This is a genomic window from Streptomyces sp. NPDC090088, assembly GCF_044747345.1.
In the GTDB taxonomy this organism is placed as follows: domain Bacteria; phylum Actinomycetota; class Actinomycetes; order Streptomycetales; family Streptomycetaceae; genus Streptomyces.
In genome coordinates, this window is sequence record NZ_JBIVDZ010000003.1 from 540,673 (window position 1) to 556,302 (window position 15,630).

The following is a 15,630-nucleotide window of genomic DNA, read 5'->3' on the forward strand; positions in this document are numbered from 1 at the left end:
CTCGGGTCTGGGTGCCGTGTCCGCGGTCGCCACGCCGCCGAGTGGCGCGGCGGCCCCGGGTCGGAACCGACCCGTTCACTTGCACCGAGGAAACCGATCTGTTTTCCTAAGTGGAAACAGATCGGTTTCCGACCCATGGTCGGCCCATGACCAGCGATTAAGGGGAAAAGTGAGTACCACCTTCGACCGCGGGGCGCCCGCCTCCGGGACAACAGACTCGGGCCGCCGCGGCTCACATGCCGTGCGCTGGTGGGTGCTGGTCGTGCTGGGCACGGCGCAGCTCATGGTCACGCTCGACGCGACCGTCGTGAACATCGCGCTGCCCGAAGCGCAGCACGCCCTCGGTTTCAGTGACGGCAGCCGGCAGTGGGTCATCACGGGGTACGCCCTGGCGTTCGGCGGCCTGCTGCTGCTCGGGGGCCGCCTCGGAGACCTGTTCGGCCGGCGTACGACCTTCGTGACCGGCCTGGTCGGTTTCGCGGCCGCATCCGTCGTCGGCGGCGCGGCCACCAGCTTCCACATACTCGTCGCGGCACGCGTGGCCCAGGGCCTCTTCGCCGCGCTGCTCGCGCCCGCGGCGCTCTCGCTGCTCAGCGTGACCTTCACCGACCCGGCCGAGAGGCCGAAGGCGTTCGGCATCTTCAGCGCGTTGTCCGGTGCGGGTGCCGCGGTCGGACTCCTGCTCGGCGGCATGCTCACCGAATGGGCGTCGTGGCGCTGGGTGATGTACGTGAACGTCGTTTTCGCGGGCGTCGCGCTGGTCGGTGCGCTGCTGTTGCTGGCCAAGCCCGTGGTCACCGAGCGACCCAGGATCGACATTCCTGGCACCGTCGTGGTGAGCGCCGCCCTGTTCGGCATCGTCTACGGCTTCGCGCACGTCGAATCCACCAGCTGGACCGACCCGGTCGCCCTCGGCTCCATGATCAGTGGCGTGGTGCTGCTCGCGGTGTTCGCCTGGCTGGAGTCCAGGGCCGCGCATCCACTGCTGCCGCTGCGACTCGTGCTGGACCGGACCCGTGGCGGTTCGTTCCTGGCCGTGTTCGTCCTGGGCATGGGGATGTTCTCGATCTTCCTGTTCCTGACCTACTACCTGGAGGCCAGCATCGGCTACTCGCCGATCGAGGCCGGTCTGTCCTTCCTGCCGATGGTCGGCGGCATCGTCGCCGCGTCGACCACGGTGCCTTCGCTGCTGCTGCCCAAGGTCGGCCCGAAGGTCGTGGTCAGCGCCGGCTTCCTGGTCTCCGCGTCCGGCATGGCCCTGCTGACGCGGCTCATGCTGAACAGCGCCTACGTCGCCGACATCATGCCGGGCATGATCCTGCTGGGCCTCGGCATCGGCGCCGTGATGACCACCGCGTTCCAGGGTGCGACCGCGGGCGTGCACCACGAGGACGCGGGCGTCGCCTCGGCACTGATCAACACCAGCCAGCAGGTGGGCGGCTCGATCAGCACGGCACTGCTGACCACCGTCGCCTCGTCGGCCGCGACCGACTACCTGTCCTCGCACAGGCCCAGCGCACTGACCATGGCCCAGGCCGGGGTCGAGAGCTACACGGCCACCCTGGCGTGGGGCGCCGGGATCTTCGTGGCCGGCGCGGCGCTCATGGCGTTCCTGATGCCGAATCGGGCCCTGGCGCCGTCGGAGGGCGAACCAGTGATCGCCCACTGAGCCCGAACCCGGCGTGGCGGGAGACGCCGGGCGCACCGAGCGCGGCCCAGAAGGGCAAGGCGCCGCCCGGCTTCTGTCGCTTCCTCCCGGCATCCACCCGTAAACCGATCGGTTTCCATAAGGTCGGAATCGAGTTAACCTCGCAATATGACCACCGAAGCAATGCCAGGCTCCCGAGAGCGCCTGCTGGAGGCAGCGGCCACGCTCACCTACCGAGACGGCGTCCATATCGGCGTCGATGCGCTGTGCAGGGCGGCGGGGGTGTCCAAGCGCTCCATGTACAAGCTGTTCGAGAGCAAAGGCGACCTGCTGGCGGCAAGCCTGGAGGAACGCGCCTCCGCCTATATGGCGGCACTCCTCCCCGAGGCTGACGACAACCGTCCACCCCGCGAGCGGATCCTGCACGTCTTCGAACGGGCGGAGGCGCAGGCGGGTACACCCGACTTCCAGGGCTGCCGGTACCTCGTCGTGCAGATCGAGCTCAAGGACCCGAGCCACCCCGCGAGCCAGGTGGCCCATCGGGTCAAGGACGGCCTGACGGCCTTCTTCCGTGCCGAGGCCGAACGGGGCGGGGTGAGCGACCCGGACCTGCTGGCCCGTCAGCTGATCCTGGTCTTCGACGGCGCCAGTGCCCGTGCGGGAATCAAGGCCGAGACGCGCGGCGGGCTCGTCGCACCCACCGTGACCGCCCTGCTCGATGCGGCGGACATGCGCTGACGCCTCGCGTGACACCGGCCTCCGGCGACCGGCCGACCCCCATGGCGCCCCCGCCCTGTTCCGGTTGAGGGGAGTCCGGCGGCCGCGGAGGGCTCGGTCTGATCGGCCGGCGATTGAACGCCGACGTCGGGGAGGGGCTCGATCGCCGGCCCGAAGGAGGTGCTCACCGCGCGGGGTTGCGCACGGAAACCGATCGGTTTACGGTGGTGAAACCGATCGGTTTCTCGCTGTGCGGGAGAGCCGGTGCCCCGAATCCCGAGGAGTACGGATGACTGCCGCGCGCAACGCCGAGGGGCAACCGACGGCCCCGCCTCCCAGGCTTCCGGCGAAGCTCGCCGCCCACCCCTCCGTAAAGGCCGTACTCGCCCGGCGCAGGACCGGTGACGCGGTCGGCCCGCCGGCGGTGATAGACGCGACCTGGCTGCGGGAACTGTGTCTGGCCGCCGGTGCGGACGACGCGGCCGCGGTCAGCCTGGACCACCCCGACCTGGCCGGCGAGCGCGAGTACGCGCGGTCCGCGCTGCCCGGCACCCGCACCCTGATCGCGATGGCGGTCCGGATGAACCGCGACAACTGCCGCTCCCCCGCCCGCAGCGTGGCCAACCAGGAGTTCCACCAGGCCGACGAACAGGCCAACCACGCCGCCCGCAGCGTCACCCAGGCACTCCAGGACGCCGGCTACCGCGCGCTCAATCCCTCTGTCGGCTTCCCCCAGGAGATGGACCGCTTCCCCGAGGAGCGGATCTGGGTGGTGGCGCACAAGACGGTCGCGGTGGCCGCCGGGCTCGGCGTGATGGGCCTGCACCGCAACGTCATCCACCCGAAGTTCGGCAGCTTCGTCCTGCTGGTCACCGTCCTGGTGGACGCCGAGGTGAGCGAGTACGGGCAGGCGCTGGACTACAACCCGTGCATCGACTGCAAGTTGTGCGTCGCCGCCTGCCCGGTCGGCGCCATCGCCAAGGACGGCGCCTTCGACGCGCTGGCCTGCACCACGCACAACTACCGCGAGTTCATGAGCGGGTTCACCGACTGGGCGCAGACCGTGGCCGACAGCGAGGACGCCGCCGACTACCGCTCCCGGGTCGGCGATTCCGAGAGCGCGTCGATGTGGCAGAGCCTGTCCTCGCCTCCCGGCTACAAGTCCGGCTACTGCCTCGCCGTCTGCCCCGCCGGCGAGGACGTTCTGGGCCCCTACCTGGACGACCGCAAGACGTTCATGGACACCGTGCTGCGGCCGCTCCAGGAGAAGAAGGAGACCCTGTACGTCCTGCCGGGCTCCCACGCGCAGGAGTACGCCCGGCGCCGCTTCCCCCACAAGCCCGCCAAGGAGGTCACCGGCGGCTGGCACCCTCCGGCGAGGCGTTCAGCCTCCACCGACGACCGGGAGCCACGTACGTCATGAGCTGCGGTCCCCCCCTTACGACCGCGGGGGGACCGCACCGCATCCCGGCGGAGGCGAAGCCGGAGAAGGCCGCCGCACGGGCATGACGGCAGGTCACCCAGGACGGGCCAGTACTCGGAGAGCCCCGCCGGAAGCCCCCGAAAACCGATCGGTTTTCATTTCGTCCGCTCCGGGTTAACCTCACGGTATGAGCACCGAAGTGAAACTGAGCCCCAGGGAGCGCCTGCTGGAGGCGGCGGCCACGCTCACCTACCGAGACGGCGTCGGCATCGGAGTCGAGGCGTTGTGCAAGGCGGCGGGGGTTTCGAAGCGCTCCATGTATCAGCTGTTCGAGAGCAAGGACGAGCTCCTGGCGGTGAGCCTGAAGGAGCGTGCCTCCGCCTACGCGGCAACTCTCCTCCCTGCGGCGGACGACGGCCGGTCGCCCCGCGAGCGGATCCTGCACGTCTTCGAGCAGGTGGAATCGCAGGCGGGGGTGCCCGAGTTCCGGGGCTGCCGGTATCTGGCGGTGCAGGTCGAGCTCAAGGACCAGAGTCACCCGGCGAGCCGCGTGGCTCACCAGGTCAAGGCGAATCTGACGGCCTTCTTCCGTGCCGAGGCCGAGCAGGGCGGGGCGGGCGATCCCGATCTGCTGGCCCGGCAGCTCAGCCTGGTCTTCGACGGCGCGAGCGCCCGCGCCGGAATTCAGGCCGACAGCCTGACCGGGCTCGTCGCACCCACCGTGACCACCCTGCTCGACGCGGCAGGCGTGCACTGACGCGTCCCTGTTCGGAAGACCCCCTCACCTCCCGGCGTTCGCGGGAAGCCCGATGGCCGTGAGCGTGTTGCCGAGCATGCCGCAGGCGAAGAAACCCGCGGTCTTCTCGCCATCGGCACCCAGCGCCACGTGCACGGCTTCCCAGACGCTCATCCAGCCGGCCCGGACGACCTCACCGATCAGGTCGTCGCCCTGCGCCTCGGCGGCCGCCACGGCGAGGTATCCCTGCATCTGCATCAGGAGCGTCTCGGGCCGCGTCGAGATCAGCCGCGCATAGGCGTCCGCCATCACCTGCCGGGCTCGCTCGCCTCCCTCCACCCCGTCGGCCGCCCTTTCGAAAGCCAGGCGAGTGTCTTCCGCGCTCCGCACCAGAGCGGCGACGAAGATCGCCCTCTTGTCCGGGAAAAGCCGGAAGAGATACGGCTGTGAGACGCCGACCCGCTCGGCGATCGCAGCCGTGGTGGTGCCGCGGTAGCCGGCGATCGCGAACTCGGCGATCGCCGCGCGAATGACGTTCTCGCGCCGCTCGCGCGCACTGACTCCGCCCATGACCTCACCCTCTGCTGGAACTCGCGCATGGAAACCGATCGTTTTACTGCGACGCGCTGGTAGCGCCGAGTTCCGAACGGCCACGTCGGCACCGACCGCAGCCACTGGGCGTGGACCGGCGAGGTCGCCGTCGCCCACCATCGGCTCCGGAAAGGGAAAGGGCCCACCGACTCCGTCGGCGGACCCTCACGAAAGATCGAGGCTAGGGCTTGAGCACCGCCAGCACATCGTCGAGCGAAACGTCGGCGGGGTCGCTCATGTCGGAACCATCGAATGTCTGCCAGATATAGGACGCTGTCCCGCTCTCCCGCAACGGATGCAAGTCGGCCAGGTCCGGATCGTCCCGGAAGCTGTCGAACGCTTCTTCGGACTCCCATTCAACGAGGAACAGAACCTGCCGCGGCGTGAGGTCGCCGGCCACATTGTCCCGGAAGCGGCCAAACGCCACCATGCGACCACCGTAGTGCGGAGCCGCTTCCGGCAGGCGGCTGAAATACGCCAGGTATTTCTCCAGGTCGACCACGTCGAACATATTCAGGGCGTAGAACTTCTTCTTCTCTGAATTCGCACTCATTGCCCATACCCTCTCCGCCTACTGGGCGAGCTGGGGGTACAGCCCGGCCAGGTCACCGGCCAGGCCCGCCTTGACCTGCCGCGAGATGTCGTCGGCGAGGACCTCGTGGGCGCCGGCCTCGATGCCGTCGAGGGCGAGTGCCGCCACGTCACGGGGGTCGGACTTGGGGGCGTCGACGCCTGTCGTCAGGTCGGTGTCGACGTAGCCGACGTGCAGTCCGGTGACGGCGATGCCGCGCGGCTGCAGCTCCAGGCGCAGGGAGTTGGTCTGTGACCACAGGGCGGCCTTGGAGGCGCTGTAGGAGCCGCCGAGCGCGATCCAGGAGAGCACGGAGTGCACGTTGAGGAGGTGGCCGCCACCGTTGCGCTCGATGACCGGCACGAAGGCCCGGGCGACGAGGAGCGGGCCGTAGAAGTTGGTCTCGAACTCCCGGCGTACGTCGTCGACCGGGGAGTCGAGGAAGGACGCGCCGACCGAGGCACCGGCGTTGTTGATCAGCACGGTGACGTCCCCCGCCTGTGCGGCGGCCGAGGCCACCGAGGCCGGGTCGGTGACCTCCAGCGCCACCGGGACCGCGTCGGGGTGCGTCACGGTGCGCGGGTCGCGGGCGGTGGCGTAGACCTTGCCGGCGCCGCGCGCGTACAGCTCCTCCACCAGGGCCTTGCCGATGCCGCGGCTGCCGCCGGTGACGAAGACGTTGGCGCCCTTCAGAGCGGTCATGACTACCTCCAGAAGACGTGAAACCGATCGGTTTCAAGAAGAGTAAACCGATCGGTTTCACGGTGCAAGCTCAAGCGTCACCCGGTCCCCGCTGCGTCGACAGGTCGGCTCGGGTCACCGGTCTGTGACGCGGAAGGGGCCGGTGCGGGGAAGGAGTCGGTGCGGGGAAGGTCTCGGTCGGCCCAGGCGGCCATGGCGTCGAAGACGACCTGAAGTCGTGCGCCTTCCGGGGTGAGCTGGTACTCCACCCGGGGTGGGATCTCCGGGTAGGCGGTGCGGGTGACCAGCCCGGTGAGTACGAATCGCCGCAGCCGTGAGGACAAGGTCTTGGGGCTGATCCCCGGTAGTGCGGCGCGCAACTCGGTGAAGCGTTTCGGGCCGGTCAGCAGCTCCCGCACGATCAGCGTCGCCCAGGGCCCGTCCAGCACGGTCAGGAACCGGGCGATCGGGCATTCCGGCAGAGGGTGCTCCAGATCACTCATGCTCTCCCCATTAGTTCATTTGAGGGAACTGGTTCCCTCAGGGAACTATAGCCGGACAGCCAGCACCGGACACCTTGGAGGACCTCATGACCGCGATCACTACGAATAACACCGCAAGCGAGATGGTGCGCTCGGCGACGAGCACCGCGTTGCGGGTCGCCGCGCGCGAGCTGGAGCTCTACGACACGGGCAACGTCGCCGGGGCGGACGAGGTGTTCGCCGCGGATGTGATCGACCACAACCCCGCTTCCGACGCCGCCTCGGGCATCGACGGCATGCGAGCGTCCATCGCCGCGGTCCGCGACGGATTCACCGACACGCAGCACCGGATTCTCTTCCAGCAGGAGCTTTCCGGCGGCTGGGTGGTCCTCCACTGGCGGATGACCGCGACCCACACCGGAGACGCCTTCGGGTTCTCCGCCAGCGGCAACCCGGTCGACATCAACGGTCAGGACATCATGCGCATTGCCGACGGCAAGATCGCCGAGATCTACCACGTCGAAGAACTGCTCAAGCTCACCCATCAGATCAGCACCGGCGCACAGTCGGTCTGAAGACCTTCTCGGACAACGCCCGTCCCTGAACCCTGATCCACAAGCCGCTCGACGTGGCGCATGTGCGCACGCAATGGTTCCGCGCAATCGGCCTTGGCGCGGACGACCCCGTAAGACCGGTGAACCACGGTCAACTACGGTGCGATCACGCGCTCCCGGCCGCCGCGTCAGAGTACGTATGCCCAGGTCACAGGCCATCCGACTGCCGAAGCGCCGTCGCTTCCCAAGCTGAGAGCGCGAGTTCGATTCTCGTCACCCGCTCCATGCGTGGCAGATCCGTGCCAGAACGCCCGTCTCTTCTTGCCGCTCGTCGTCGGAGTGCTGGTAGACCAGCGCCGCTTTCTCCGACGACTGCCCGGCATACGCCATCGTGTCCTTGAGCGTGACACTCGGCTCGATCGCGCCTCCTGAGGAAGACGTATCCCCGGGCCCGGGGGCCTCAGCTGGTGAAGGTGAAGTACTTCCAGGAGCCGTGCGTGGTCGAGTTCACGGTGTCGTTCGAGGAGTTGTCGATGTAGGACGACCGCACGCGCATCGAGTAGCCGGTCTGGTGCGTGCCGCTCAGAGTCACCACCGACTTGCCCGTGGAGCCGAGCTTGAAGTAGTCGTACCCCGCCGACCGCCAGGCGCCGGCGGAGTAGATCTGGAACTCCAGCTTCTGCGCGCGGCCGGGGTAGGCCGTCATCGTGGTCGTGAGGAGCGGGTCGGTCTTCTTCCGGAAGTAGTACTTGGTGTACCCGTTGACCTTGGCCGTCTTGTAGTAGCGGCTCAGACTCAGCGACACCTTGACCTTCGCGCCCACCCGGCTCGTGGCCGTCTTCGGGGCGGTCCGCGCGTCGCCGGAGAAGGAGGCGCTCACCGTGGTGTCGCGCTTCAGGGGCAGGGTGACGGACAGGTTGCCCCCGCTGTTGACCTTGCCGGTCCTGACCAGGTACTTGCCCTTGCCGTCGCCCGCGGTGTCCGCGTACAGCGAGAGCGTCCGGTTCTTGTACGTCGTGCCGAGGTGGGCGGTGAACGTCACGTTACTGGCGTAGTCGTAGACGGCGCCGTTCTTGTTCACGGTCAGGGACGGCGAGGTCCGGGAGACCTCGACCGTGTCCGAGGCGGAGGCAGCCGTGCGATCGGCGTCGCCGGCATACGAGACCTTGTACGTGACCTTGCTGCCCGCGGGCGGGGTGTCGGTGAAGGAGAAGGTCCCGTCCGCCTTCACCGTCGCGGCCGGGAGCGCCTTGCCGTTCGGGGACTCCATGTCCGTCCGGGTCACCGCGACGGTGGTCCCCGCGGGCAGCCCGAGCGTGTTCGTGACCTTGCCGGAGACGGTCAGCGACTTGGCTCGGTCGGCGGTCGCCGGGGCGTTCACCGTGACGGTGGTGACCGCCTTGCCGGGGTCGGTGACGACGCGCAGGCTGTACTTGCTGTTGAGGCTGTGTGTGACCGCGAAGAGCCGGCTGCTGTCGGGTGCGAAGGCGAGGTCGCCGTGGTCGAGCAGGGCCTCTTGGGCGACTCCACCCCGTTCGTCGGTGAAATTGGCGGTCCGCCTCGGGGTCGTGCCGCCCTGCTCGTAGATGGACACATGGGGGGAGAAGTTGGCGTAGGTGTCCGTGCCCACCGCGACGAGGCCGTCCGGCGCGACATCCACCGACCGTTGTGCCCAGTAGCCGCTCGGATACCTGATGGTCTGCGACAGGTCCGACGTCCGGAAGACCTGCTGGAAGTCGCCCGCGGTGGTGGCCACCACCAGTTCTGTGCCGTCCGGGGTGAGCGCCAGGTCCTCCGCGGTGTTGCCGATGGCGGCGTCCTGCCCGCCGAGGAACGCGGTCCGGTCGGCCGTGCCGGACGACACGTCGTAGACGCCGAGGGTGAAGTAGTACTGGCGCGAGCCGGCCGCCAGGGTGTCGGGAGCGCCGGGTGCCGAGTCCAGCAGGGGGGCGTCCTTCCACGTCCCCTCGGCCTCCTGGGCGAGGGAGACCTGCGGCTGTCCGCCGGACAGGTCGAGAGAGCCGATGTTGCCGTGGCCGACGCTGCCGTAGCCGAACCAGAGCTTGCCGCCGGCGAGCGCCAGGTGCTGCGGATCCGTACCGTCACCCGTCGCGTACCGCGCGGCCTCGGTGAGCGTCGCCGTGTCGATGGCCACGATCTCATCGGCTCCCGGCACGGCGACGTAGACCGTTGCCGAGTCGGCGGAGAGTTCCAGGCCGTCAGCCTCCGGCAGCGAGGTGATCGTTCCGATGACGGTGCCGTTGTAGTCGGTGGCGACGACCTTGCCTCCCGACGGGTCACTTATGAAGACCCGCTGGTGGACGCCGTCCACGATGATGTCGCCGCTGGACGTGATGGGCAGCGCGGCACTGCTGTCGGCGACAGCAGAGCCCGCCGCCGACCCGATCAGCGCGACAGAACCGAGAGCGACCGCGAGCGCCGTAACGGCCGAAATGCTGCGCACACGCACAGTGATGCAACCCCCACTAGGAAGACAGGATGCCCACAAGACCCCTGGAGCCCCATCAGGGTTGTACGGCACACCTGTGCAGGTTTCCGCAGGTCCCACTGGATGCCGCCCAGAAGCCGGGCATTTTTTATGGCTGGCGCGCACTCGGGCCGCTGCGATCGAGATCGAGCGAGTCGTGGATCGCGGCCGGCCGTGGGTGTCCGGAACACTCGTCAGGCATGCGGCCGACGATGTCCAGGGACGGCACTCAACGACTGCCGCATTGCAGCAGCGCCCAGCAGTATGGCGGGAGAGCCCACGTGACCTACCGAGCGGACTTCGACGACCGTCCCTCCCATGGTTCGGGACGAAGAGGTCCGCGAACAAGGCATCTCGGCCTTGCTCGGCGCGGACGAACCGGAGACCTCCCGTCAACGTCTCTGTGTCAAGGGACGGAGGCCTCATGGCACAGGGATTGAACAGTGGCACGGACCATTCGTCCGAGAACTTGAATGACGCGCTCAGGACGCTCACCAGCGAACTCTCACGGGCTGATGCCAAAGCAAGCATCGTGCTGGCGATGACCAGCGTGGGCCTTGGTTTCGTGGTGACGCAGAGCTCCAGACATCAGGGAGCCGCCGTGTTGGCCGTCGGCTCGGCCGGCGCGACCTGCCTAGTGATTGCCATCGTGGTTCTGCTCATCACCGTCCGGCCAGTCCACATCGATACTGTGACCGCCGAAGGTTGGTCTCGTTGGGCGACTCTGGAGCCCGACATGCTACGCGACCACATGCGCGCGGATCTGCGAGCCGAGCGGGTTTCCTTCCTGTCTCGCACAGTCGTGGTCAAGTTCCGCCGGCTCCGTCTTGGAATTAACCTCATCCTGGCTGGAGTCTCCCTGCTATGTGCTGCGACTGTGCTGAGCCTGGTCCTGTAGAGCCGCGGCCCAAACGCCATACCAGATTCGTGCCAGGTCGTGCGGGGAACTACGGGGAATGGCGGGGAGCACCCGCCGACAGGTCCGACTCCGTCAACCGCTCCGCCGCTGGTCAGCCCGCGAATCGCCTGTCGAGGACCCAAGCTTCCCAAGCCGGGATCTACGAGTCCCGGCAGAGAATTCGGCCATGTGCCATGCATCGGGTGGTTGGCAGGGATCAGCCGTTGTCCAAGTCCTGCCGCATGGCATCGATCAGCACCGTGAGAACTTGGTCGTGCCTGGTTCGTCGTACTCCGTACTCCGGGTTCTCCAGGCGCAGCCCTTCTGCGATGCGGTCGCCGAACTCTTGGAGGTCGAAGTAGGCACGACGAGATGGATCAACCAGTCCACGCGGAGCGACGATGGTTATCTGTGCCCGAAGGGCGTTGCACGGATCGAAGGCGGCGTGGATTGCACTGCGCCTTGCTGCCAGCGACGCATCCGGGTCGCGCGCCAACGCGCTGCATGTGTGCCTGGCTTGCGTCAGGCTCGCAAGGTAGTTCCCATACAAGGTGCGGCGGACTTCTGAACGCTGATTGCCCCGTTCCCGTTTCCAGCGCCGGCTCTCCACGAGGAGCGCTGCAACAGCGGCGATCATGCCACCCACAAGGGTGCTGACAAGTGAGGACCACTCCATCAGAGCAAGGTAGAGGCGCACGGTGCGTGGAGGCGGCTCAGGACCGAAGGTATGCCAGCGGCCACGCATGGCTGTCAGACGGCGCCGTCTCATTCTTCGCCGTTCACGGCCGTTCAGGCGAGACCGAAGGCAACTGGCGTTCAGGCGACCGGCCGTCCATGAACGCAGGTGAACGTCCCCAAAGAGACCCCGCGTCTCGCTGTCAGACGCGCCCTGTACGGTCCGCTCCATGGCTGAGAGACCGACAACGAGTTGGCGCAGAGGCGTAGCCCAGGAAGCCGACGCACTTGCAGCCGGCACCCTGGACCCCGACTGCGTCTGTATGGCCGAGCTCTTCCCCGAAGAGATGCTCGTGGCAACCGACGCCGTCCTTGATGCCTTCGAGGCTGCGTTGCCCCCGCTGGCCGAGGCCGAGGACGCGCGGATCTTCGTTGTGGTTGAGCGCGTCGTCCTGGCACTGAATGCTGTGAACGAAGTCCATGGCGGAGGTGCCTTCGAGACCGGTGAGCGCGAGGAGCTGTGCACCTACATCGACGAGTCCCTGACTGAACACCGGGTGGACGTCATGGCGCTCACCGCCCGCCACGGTCTCGGGCGGTACGAACTGACTGACCGATGGCGAAAGTGGTGAACCAACTCTCCGATGCGCAAAAGCGGTACGCGCCGGATACCCGCATCAGACGATCCGAGAGCCGCACCACAAGTGCACCAGATCGAGGGGGGGGACAGCGGGGAACCACGGTAAAGGCAACCGAGCCCACCGAGGCCCGCGTCCGGCCGTTCCCCCAGGCCAGCCCCCGAACCACCCTCAAATGCCCGCAGCTTCCCAAGCTGAGATCTCGGCGGCTAGCCCGAAGCGGCGCGTGACGTCGTGCTTCTGCTCCTTCGCTCCGGCTACCCAACGAGTGCGTTAACCGCGATGCCGGCCCCGACGAGCCCGAAGGTCGAGAGCCCTGCGATCCATACGGAATAGGCGCGAAGACGGGCCACGCGCGGCATGGCCACGTTGAGCTGAGTGCACCGATCGTTCAGCGGTCTGTGGAGCACGTCCCATCCCTGGTCTTGCTCGAACTTCTCCAGCCAAACTGCATCCGCAATCGCACTGAGCCGGTGTCTCATCAGTAGCTCAACCGACATGAACGCGACCACTACCGAGAGAAGCCCAGACCCAAGGCGGGCGAGTTGACCGGATCCGGGCCCAAGGCCAATCGTCATCAGGAACGCTTGGGCCGTGAGGGCGATGCCGGGTACCTGCCAGACCATCTGATCAAGACCAGCATGGCGGGCTGCGACAACTTGGTACATGACGAGGCGCTCCTCCGAACTCGGCTGCGTCGCCATCTGAACCCCCGTTGATAGCTGTTGAAGAAGCGTGCCCTGTTCATCACGGATACCCCCAAGACGCGCCAAGCACCCGCAAGAGGTTGGGACCCGCCCTGTCTTAGTTTCCGTCTCATTCAGCTACGTTCACGGTCGTCCAGGCAGCACCGCAGCCTGATTTCCGTCCATGCGTCAAACCTCAATGAACACGGGTGAACGCCCCTGAACGACGCCTATCGCCCCACCGTCACAGCTGGAAAGTGTGTTGGGCACATAGGCCCAGCGGGCTCCTTGTGCCTACTCAAGGAGCAACGCTGACGCTGCCGTCCAGTTGTCGCAACTACCCTCCCCGTCGGCCACCTCAGCAAGGTAGCGTGACGGCCGTCATACCTGGAGGGGGACGGCATGGCATTCATCTCGAAGAAGAGCCCAGAGCAACAGGCCCAGACAGCCGCAGAGAAGGAGCGCAAGCGGCAGGAGGCCGAAGCGAAGCAGCGGGCCGAGCGACTAGAACGTGAGCGGCAGGCGTTCCTGGCCACACCCGTGGGGCAAGCACGCCAGTGCTTTGAGCGGGGGGACCTGGTATATCAGTGCTCAATCGACGTTATGAGCCAGCAAGCGATCATCGTTGCCATGGTTGGTAGCGCGACTACACAGCGAACAGCGGATGCTGTAGTCGTCCTCAACGCCGTGTGTCGGGAGGGGTGGGAGCTGGTGAACGGCTCATTCGTCTTCGTAGAGCAGGGCCAGCAGAGCCGCGACAAGTTCATGTCATCCGGTCAGAACGTCGCGATCAAGGGGGAAACCGTGGGCTACTACCTCTTCAAGCGCTGCGAGGAAAACAGACGCGAGTCCTGACCGGCAGCCAGTGCTGACCCGTTGCCCCGGCCAGAGAGCTACGGATCAGAAGCCATCTGACGTCCAAGGCTGACATCGACGACGCCGAACAGAGGCGTACACCAGCGCCTCTGTCTGGCCATCGCGTCAATGGCTAGCAGCAGCCGGAGCGGGCTCGGATCGAACTCCTAAAGCGGTGTTCGGTTCTAGCGAACTACCTCGCCCTGGTTACCTCTCAAGATCTGGAGATCCGTAGCCGGAGAAACTTGATCGCGGAGGGCGATTCACCGGTCCCTGAACAAGGCGTGTGTGCCGTGGATCCACCTGCAGACGGGCGACGTTTATGAAGTGGAGGCGTGCAGTCTCCATGGAGTCCCGTGCCTCGGCCCAAAGCTCCTCACTGGCCGCAGTCCGATGCACGAACTGATCGCCATGCTCCCAGAACACTTCGTCGATCGCTGCCGCAGCAGCCACAACGGCGGGGCTGCCGACCATCCAGACTGTGCCTAAAGCAACGTTCCAGGGAATCCAATCCACCGTCTCGCCTTCACGCCAGGCTCGCCGGAGTGCCAGCTGAATGCGAGTGGACTCTGCGACCACGGCCGCGCATGCCTCGATCTGCTTGTCCCGCGACCAATGTTTGCGCTCAGTTCGACTGGTGAGCAGTGAACCGGCCACTACACCAATCAAGGCGGTGGCCACTCCTCCGATGATGGTGATGACCGTAGCCCAATCCAACGCAACCCCCCACGTCGCTGCCCTGCGGACTCTGCCTACTCAGCGCGCTTCCCATACGCCACGCGTTGCGAAACTCATCGCAGCGAGGAGGTCGTGCCAGACGCGTGCCAGGTCGTGCGGGGAGCTACGGGGAGTACAGGGGCATCGAGTCACGGTCACCTAGGGCGTCAGGCCCTGTCTCCCCAGGTCAGCAGAGCTACCCGTGTCGGAAGACCCAAGCTTCCCAAGCTGAGAGCGCGAGTTCGGTTCTCGTCACCCGCTCCATGACAAACCCCCGGGCCGATGACCTGGAGGTTGCTTGCTGCCCCACCGGGCCGGAGGGATGCCGGGGTGATCAAATTGTTGCTGTGGCGCGTACAACCGCGAACAGCTGTTTCCTGTCCGACAGTTAGTCGCTGAGGGATGAACTTCTGGCCGGGGCGTTCGTGCGCTCGGTGCGGATCGCAGGGGGAAGGGCGGGTTCGAAGATGGGGAAGGCGATGTGGAGCGCGGTGGTGGCCGGTGGAGCGGCGATCGTGTTCACGGGGGTGGCTGCGGTGCCGGCCGGGGCGGCGGAGGGCGGGGTCTCGTTCAGCCGGGTCATGGTGAACGGCGGGAAGCCGATCGTGATCGGGGTGAAGGAGGAGGTCGAGGTGCGGGCCGCCTTCCGGATGACGACCAAGCTCACATACGACTTCGGGCCGACGGTGCTCCCGTACCGGGGGAAGCTCGACTCGGGGGACAGGCTGTACAGCTCCGTCATCACCAGTGACTGCGAGGTCGTGGACAAGGCGAAGGGGATCTGCGACTTCGACGAATGGCTGTACATCGACCCGCGGCACGTCGACTTCGGGAACGAGGACGCCGGCACCTGGAAAACCGCCGCTCAGGTCTTTCTCGCCGGTGACGCCCAGGACACCGACGACGTGAACCTCCCGTTGCGGGTCAAGCGGGCCACCCGCGTCACGGTCAACGCCTCGCCGGAGCCGGTCGCGGCCGGGAAGACGCTCACCGTGACCGGACGGGTCACACGGGCGAACTGGAACACCCACACGTACCAGGGGTACGCGGGCCGCACGGTGAGCCTGCAGTTCAAGGCGGCGGGTGCTTCCTCGTACACGACGGTCAAGAAGGTGACGTCGAGTGGTACGGGGGCGCTCAGGACCACGGTGAAGGCCACCAAGCCGGGGACGTGGCGGTGGACGTACTACGGGAACTCCACCTCCGGGGCGAAGTCGTCGACCGGGGACTACGTCGCCGTGCGGTAGGCGACGGGCGCGGACCGCCTCCC

At 67.0% G+C, this 15,630-nt stretch carries 17 protein-coding genes; 9 read left to right on the forward strand and 8 right to left on the reverse strand.

Features of this window, described 5'->3' with window-relative positions:
* Positions 1-169: 169 nt before the first annotated feature.
* The 4 genes from ACIPSJ_RS18335 (at position 170) to ACIPSJ_RS18350 (ending at position 4,545) form a co-directional block, all read left to right on the forward strand.
* Positions 170-1,669: an MFS transporter gene (locus tag ACIPSJ_RS18335; RefSeq protein ID WP_401346848.1), complete on the forward strand. Its 1,500-nt coding sequence runs from the start codon at positions 170-172 to the stop codon at positions 1,667-1,669.
* Between the two features lie 147 nt (positions 1,670-1,816).
* Positions 1,817-2,386: a TetR/AcrR family transcriptional regulator gene (locus ACIPSJ_RS18340; RefSeq protein WP_359206594.1), complete on the forward strand. Its 570-nt coding sequence runs from the start codon at positions 1,817-1,819 to the stop codon at positions 2,384-2,386.
* 268 nt (positions 2,387-2,654) lie between these two features.
* Positions 2,655-3,788, forward strand: a complete 1,134-nt coding sequence (locus ACIPSJ_RS18345; RefSeq protein ID WP_401346851.1) for a 4Fe-4S binding protein — start codon at positions 2,655-2,657, stop codon at positions 3,786-3,788.
* A 187-nt stretch (positions 3,789-3,975) separates the two neighbouring features.
* A complete protein-coding gene (locus ACIPSJ_RS18350; RefSeq protein ID WP_401346853.1) occupies positions 3,976-4,545 on the forward strand; it encodes a TetR/AcrR family transcriptional regulator in 570 nt (189 codons plus the stop codon).
* Between the two features lie 24 nt (positions 4,546-4,569).
* Here ACIPSJ_RS18350 and ACIPSJ_RS18355 read toward each other — a convergent pair whose 3' ends face one another.
* From ACIPSJ_RS18355 to ACIPSJ_RS18370, 4 genes are all read right to left on the reverse strand, one after another.
* Positions 4,570-5,094, reverse strand: coding sequence for a TetR/AcrR family transcriptional regulator (locus ACIPSJ_RS18355; protein WP_401346856.1), 525 nt, complete (start codon positions 5,092-5,094; stop codon positions 4,570-4,572).
* 202 nt (positions 5,095-5,296) lie between these two features.
* Positions 5,297-5,668, reverse strand: a complete 372-nt coding sequence (locus tag ACIPSJ_RS18360) for a DUF1330 domain-containing protein (RefSeq protein ID WP_401346858.1) — start codon at positions 5,666-5,668, stop codon at positions 5,297-5,299.
* Positions 5,669-5,686: 18 nt separating this feature from the next.
* Positions 5,687-6,388 (reverse strand): SDR family oxidoreductase, encoded by a 702-nt coding sequence (locus ACIPSJ_RS18365; RefSeq protein ID WP_401346859.1) that lies wholly within the window; start codon positions 6,386-6,388, stop codon positions 5,687-5,689.
* Positions 6,389-6,465: 77 nt separating this feature from the next.
* Positions 6,466-6,870: a helix-turn-helix domain-containing protein gene (locus ACIPSJ_RS18370; RefSeq protein ID WP_359206576.1), complete on the reverse strand. Its 405-nt coding sequence runs from the start codon at positions 6,868-6,870 to the stop codon at positions 6,466-6,468.
* A gap of 74 nt (positions 6,871-6,944) precedes the next feature.
* Between ACIPSJ_RS18370 and ACIPSJ_RS18375 the strand changes: the two genes are divergently transcribed.
* Entirely contained in the window at positions 6,945-7,424 is a 480-nt protein-coding gene (locus tag ACIPSJ_RS18375; RefSeq protein ID WP_401346862.1) for an ester cyclase, read from the forward strand.
* A gap of 439 nt (positions 7,425-7,863) precedes the next feature.
* Here ACIPSJ_RS18375 and ACIPSJ_RS18380 read toward each other — a convergent pair whose 3' ends face one another.
* Positions 7,864-9,867: a YncE family protein gene (locus ACIPSJ_RS18380; protein ID WP_401346864.1), complete on the reverse strand. Its 2,004-nt coding sequence runs from the start codon at positions 9,865-9,867 to the stop codon at positions 7,864-7,866.
* 448 nt (positions 9,868-10,315) lie between these two features.
* Here ACIPSJ_RS18380 and ACIPSJ_RS18385 point away from each other — a divergent pair, with 448 nt between their 5' ends.
* Positions 10,316-10,789, forward strand: coding sequence for a Pycsar system effector family protein (locus ACIPSJ_RS18385; RefSeq protein WP_401346865.1), 474 nt, complete (start codon positions 10,316-10,318; stop codon positions 10,787-10,789).
* Between the two features lie 217 nt (positions 10,790-11,006).
* Here the strand turns inward: ACIPSJ_RS18385 and ACIPSJ_RS18390 are convergent, their stop codons facing one another.
* Positions 11,007-11,465: a hypothetical protein gene (locus ACIPSJ_RS18390; RefSeq protein ID WP_401346867.1), complete on the reverse strand. Its 459-nt coding sequence runs from the start codon at positions 11,463-11,465 to the stop codon at positions 11,007-11,009.
* A gap of 229 nt (positions 11,466-11,694) precedes the next feature.
* Here ACIPSJ_RS18390 and ACIPSJ_RS18395 point away from each other — a divergent pair, with 229 nt between their 5' ends.
* Positions 11,695-12,096, forward strand: a complete 402-nt coding sequence (locus tag ACIPSJ_RS18395) for a hypothetical protein (RefSeq protein WP_401346869.1) — start codon at positions 11,695-11,697, stop codon at positions 12,094-12,096.
* Positions 12,097-12,359: 263 nt separating this feature from the next.
* On the opposite strand, the gene ACIPSJ_RS18400 is transcribed toward ACIPSJ_RS18395, so the two are convergent.
* Positions 12,360-12,770 (reverse strand): hypothetical protein, encoded by a 411-nt coding sequence (locus ACIPSJ_RS18400; protein WP_401346870.1) that lies wholly within the window; start codon positions 12,768-12,770, stop codon positions 12,360-12,362.
* Positions 12,771-13,190: 420 nt separating this feature from the next.
* Between ACIPSJ_RS18400 and ACIPSJ_RS18405 the strand changes: the two genes are divergently transcribed.
* Positions 13,191-13,643, forward strand: coding sequence for a hypothetical protein (locus ACIPSJ_RS18405; protein ID WP_401346872.1), 453 nt, complete (start codon positions 13,191-13,193; stop codon positions 13,641-13,643).
* Between the two features lie 207 nt (positions 13,644-13,850).
* Here ACIPSJ_RS18405 and ACIPSJ_RS18410 read toward each other — a convergent pair whose 3' ends face one another.
* Complete coding sequence (locus ACIPSJ_RS18410) at positions 13,851-14,324, reverse strand: hypothetical protein (RefSeq protein WP_401346874.1); 474 nt, start codon at positions 14,322-14,324, stop codon at positions 13,851-13,853.
* 503 nt (positions 14,325-14,827) lie between these two features.
* Here ACIPSJ_RS18410 and ACIPSJ_RS18415 point away from each other — a divergent pair.
* Entirely contained in the window at positions 14,828-15,607 is a 780-nt protein-coding gene (locus tag ACIPSJ_RS18415) for a hypothetical protein (protein WP_401346876.1), read from the forward strand.
* Positions 15,608-15,630: the final 23 nt, after the last annotated feature.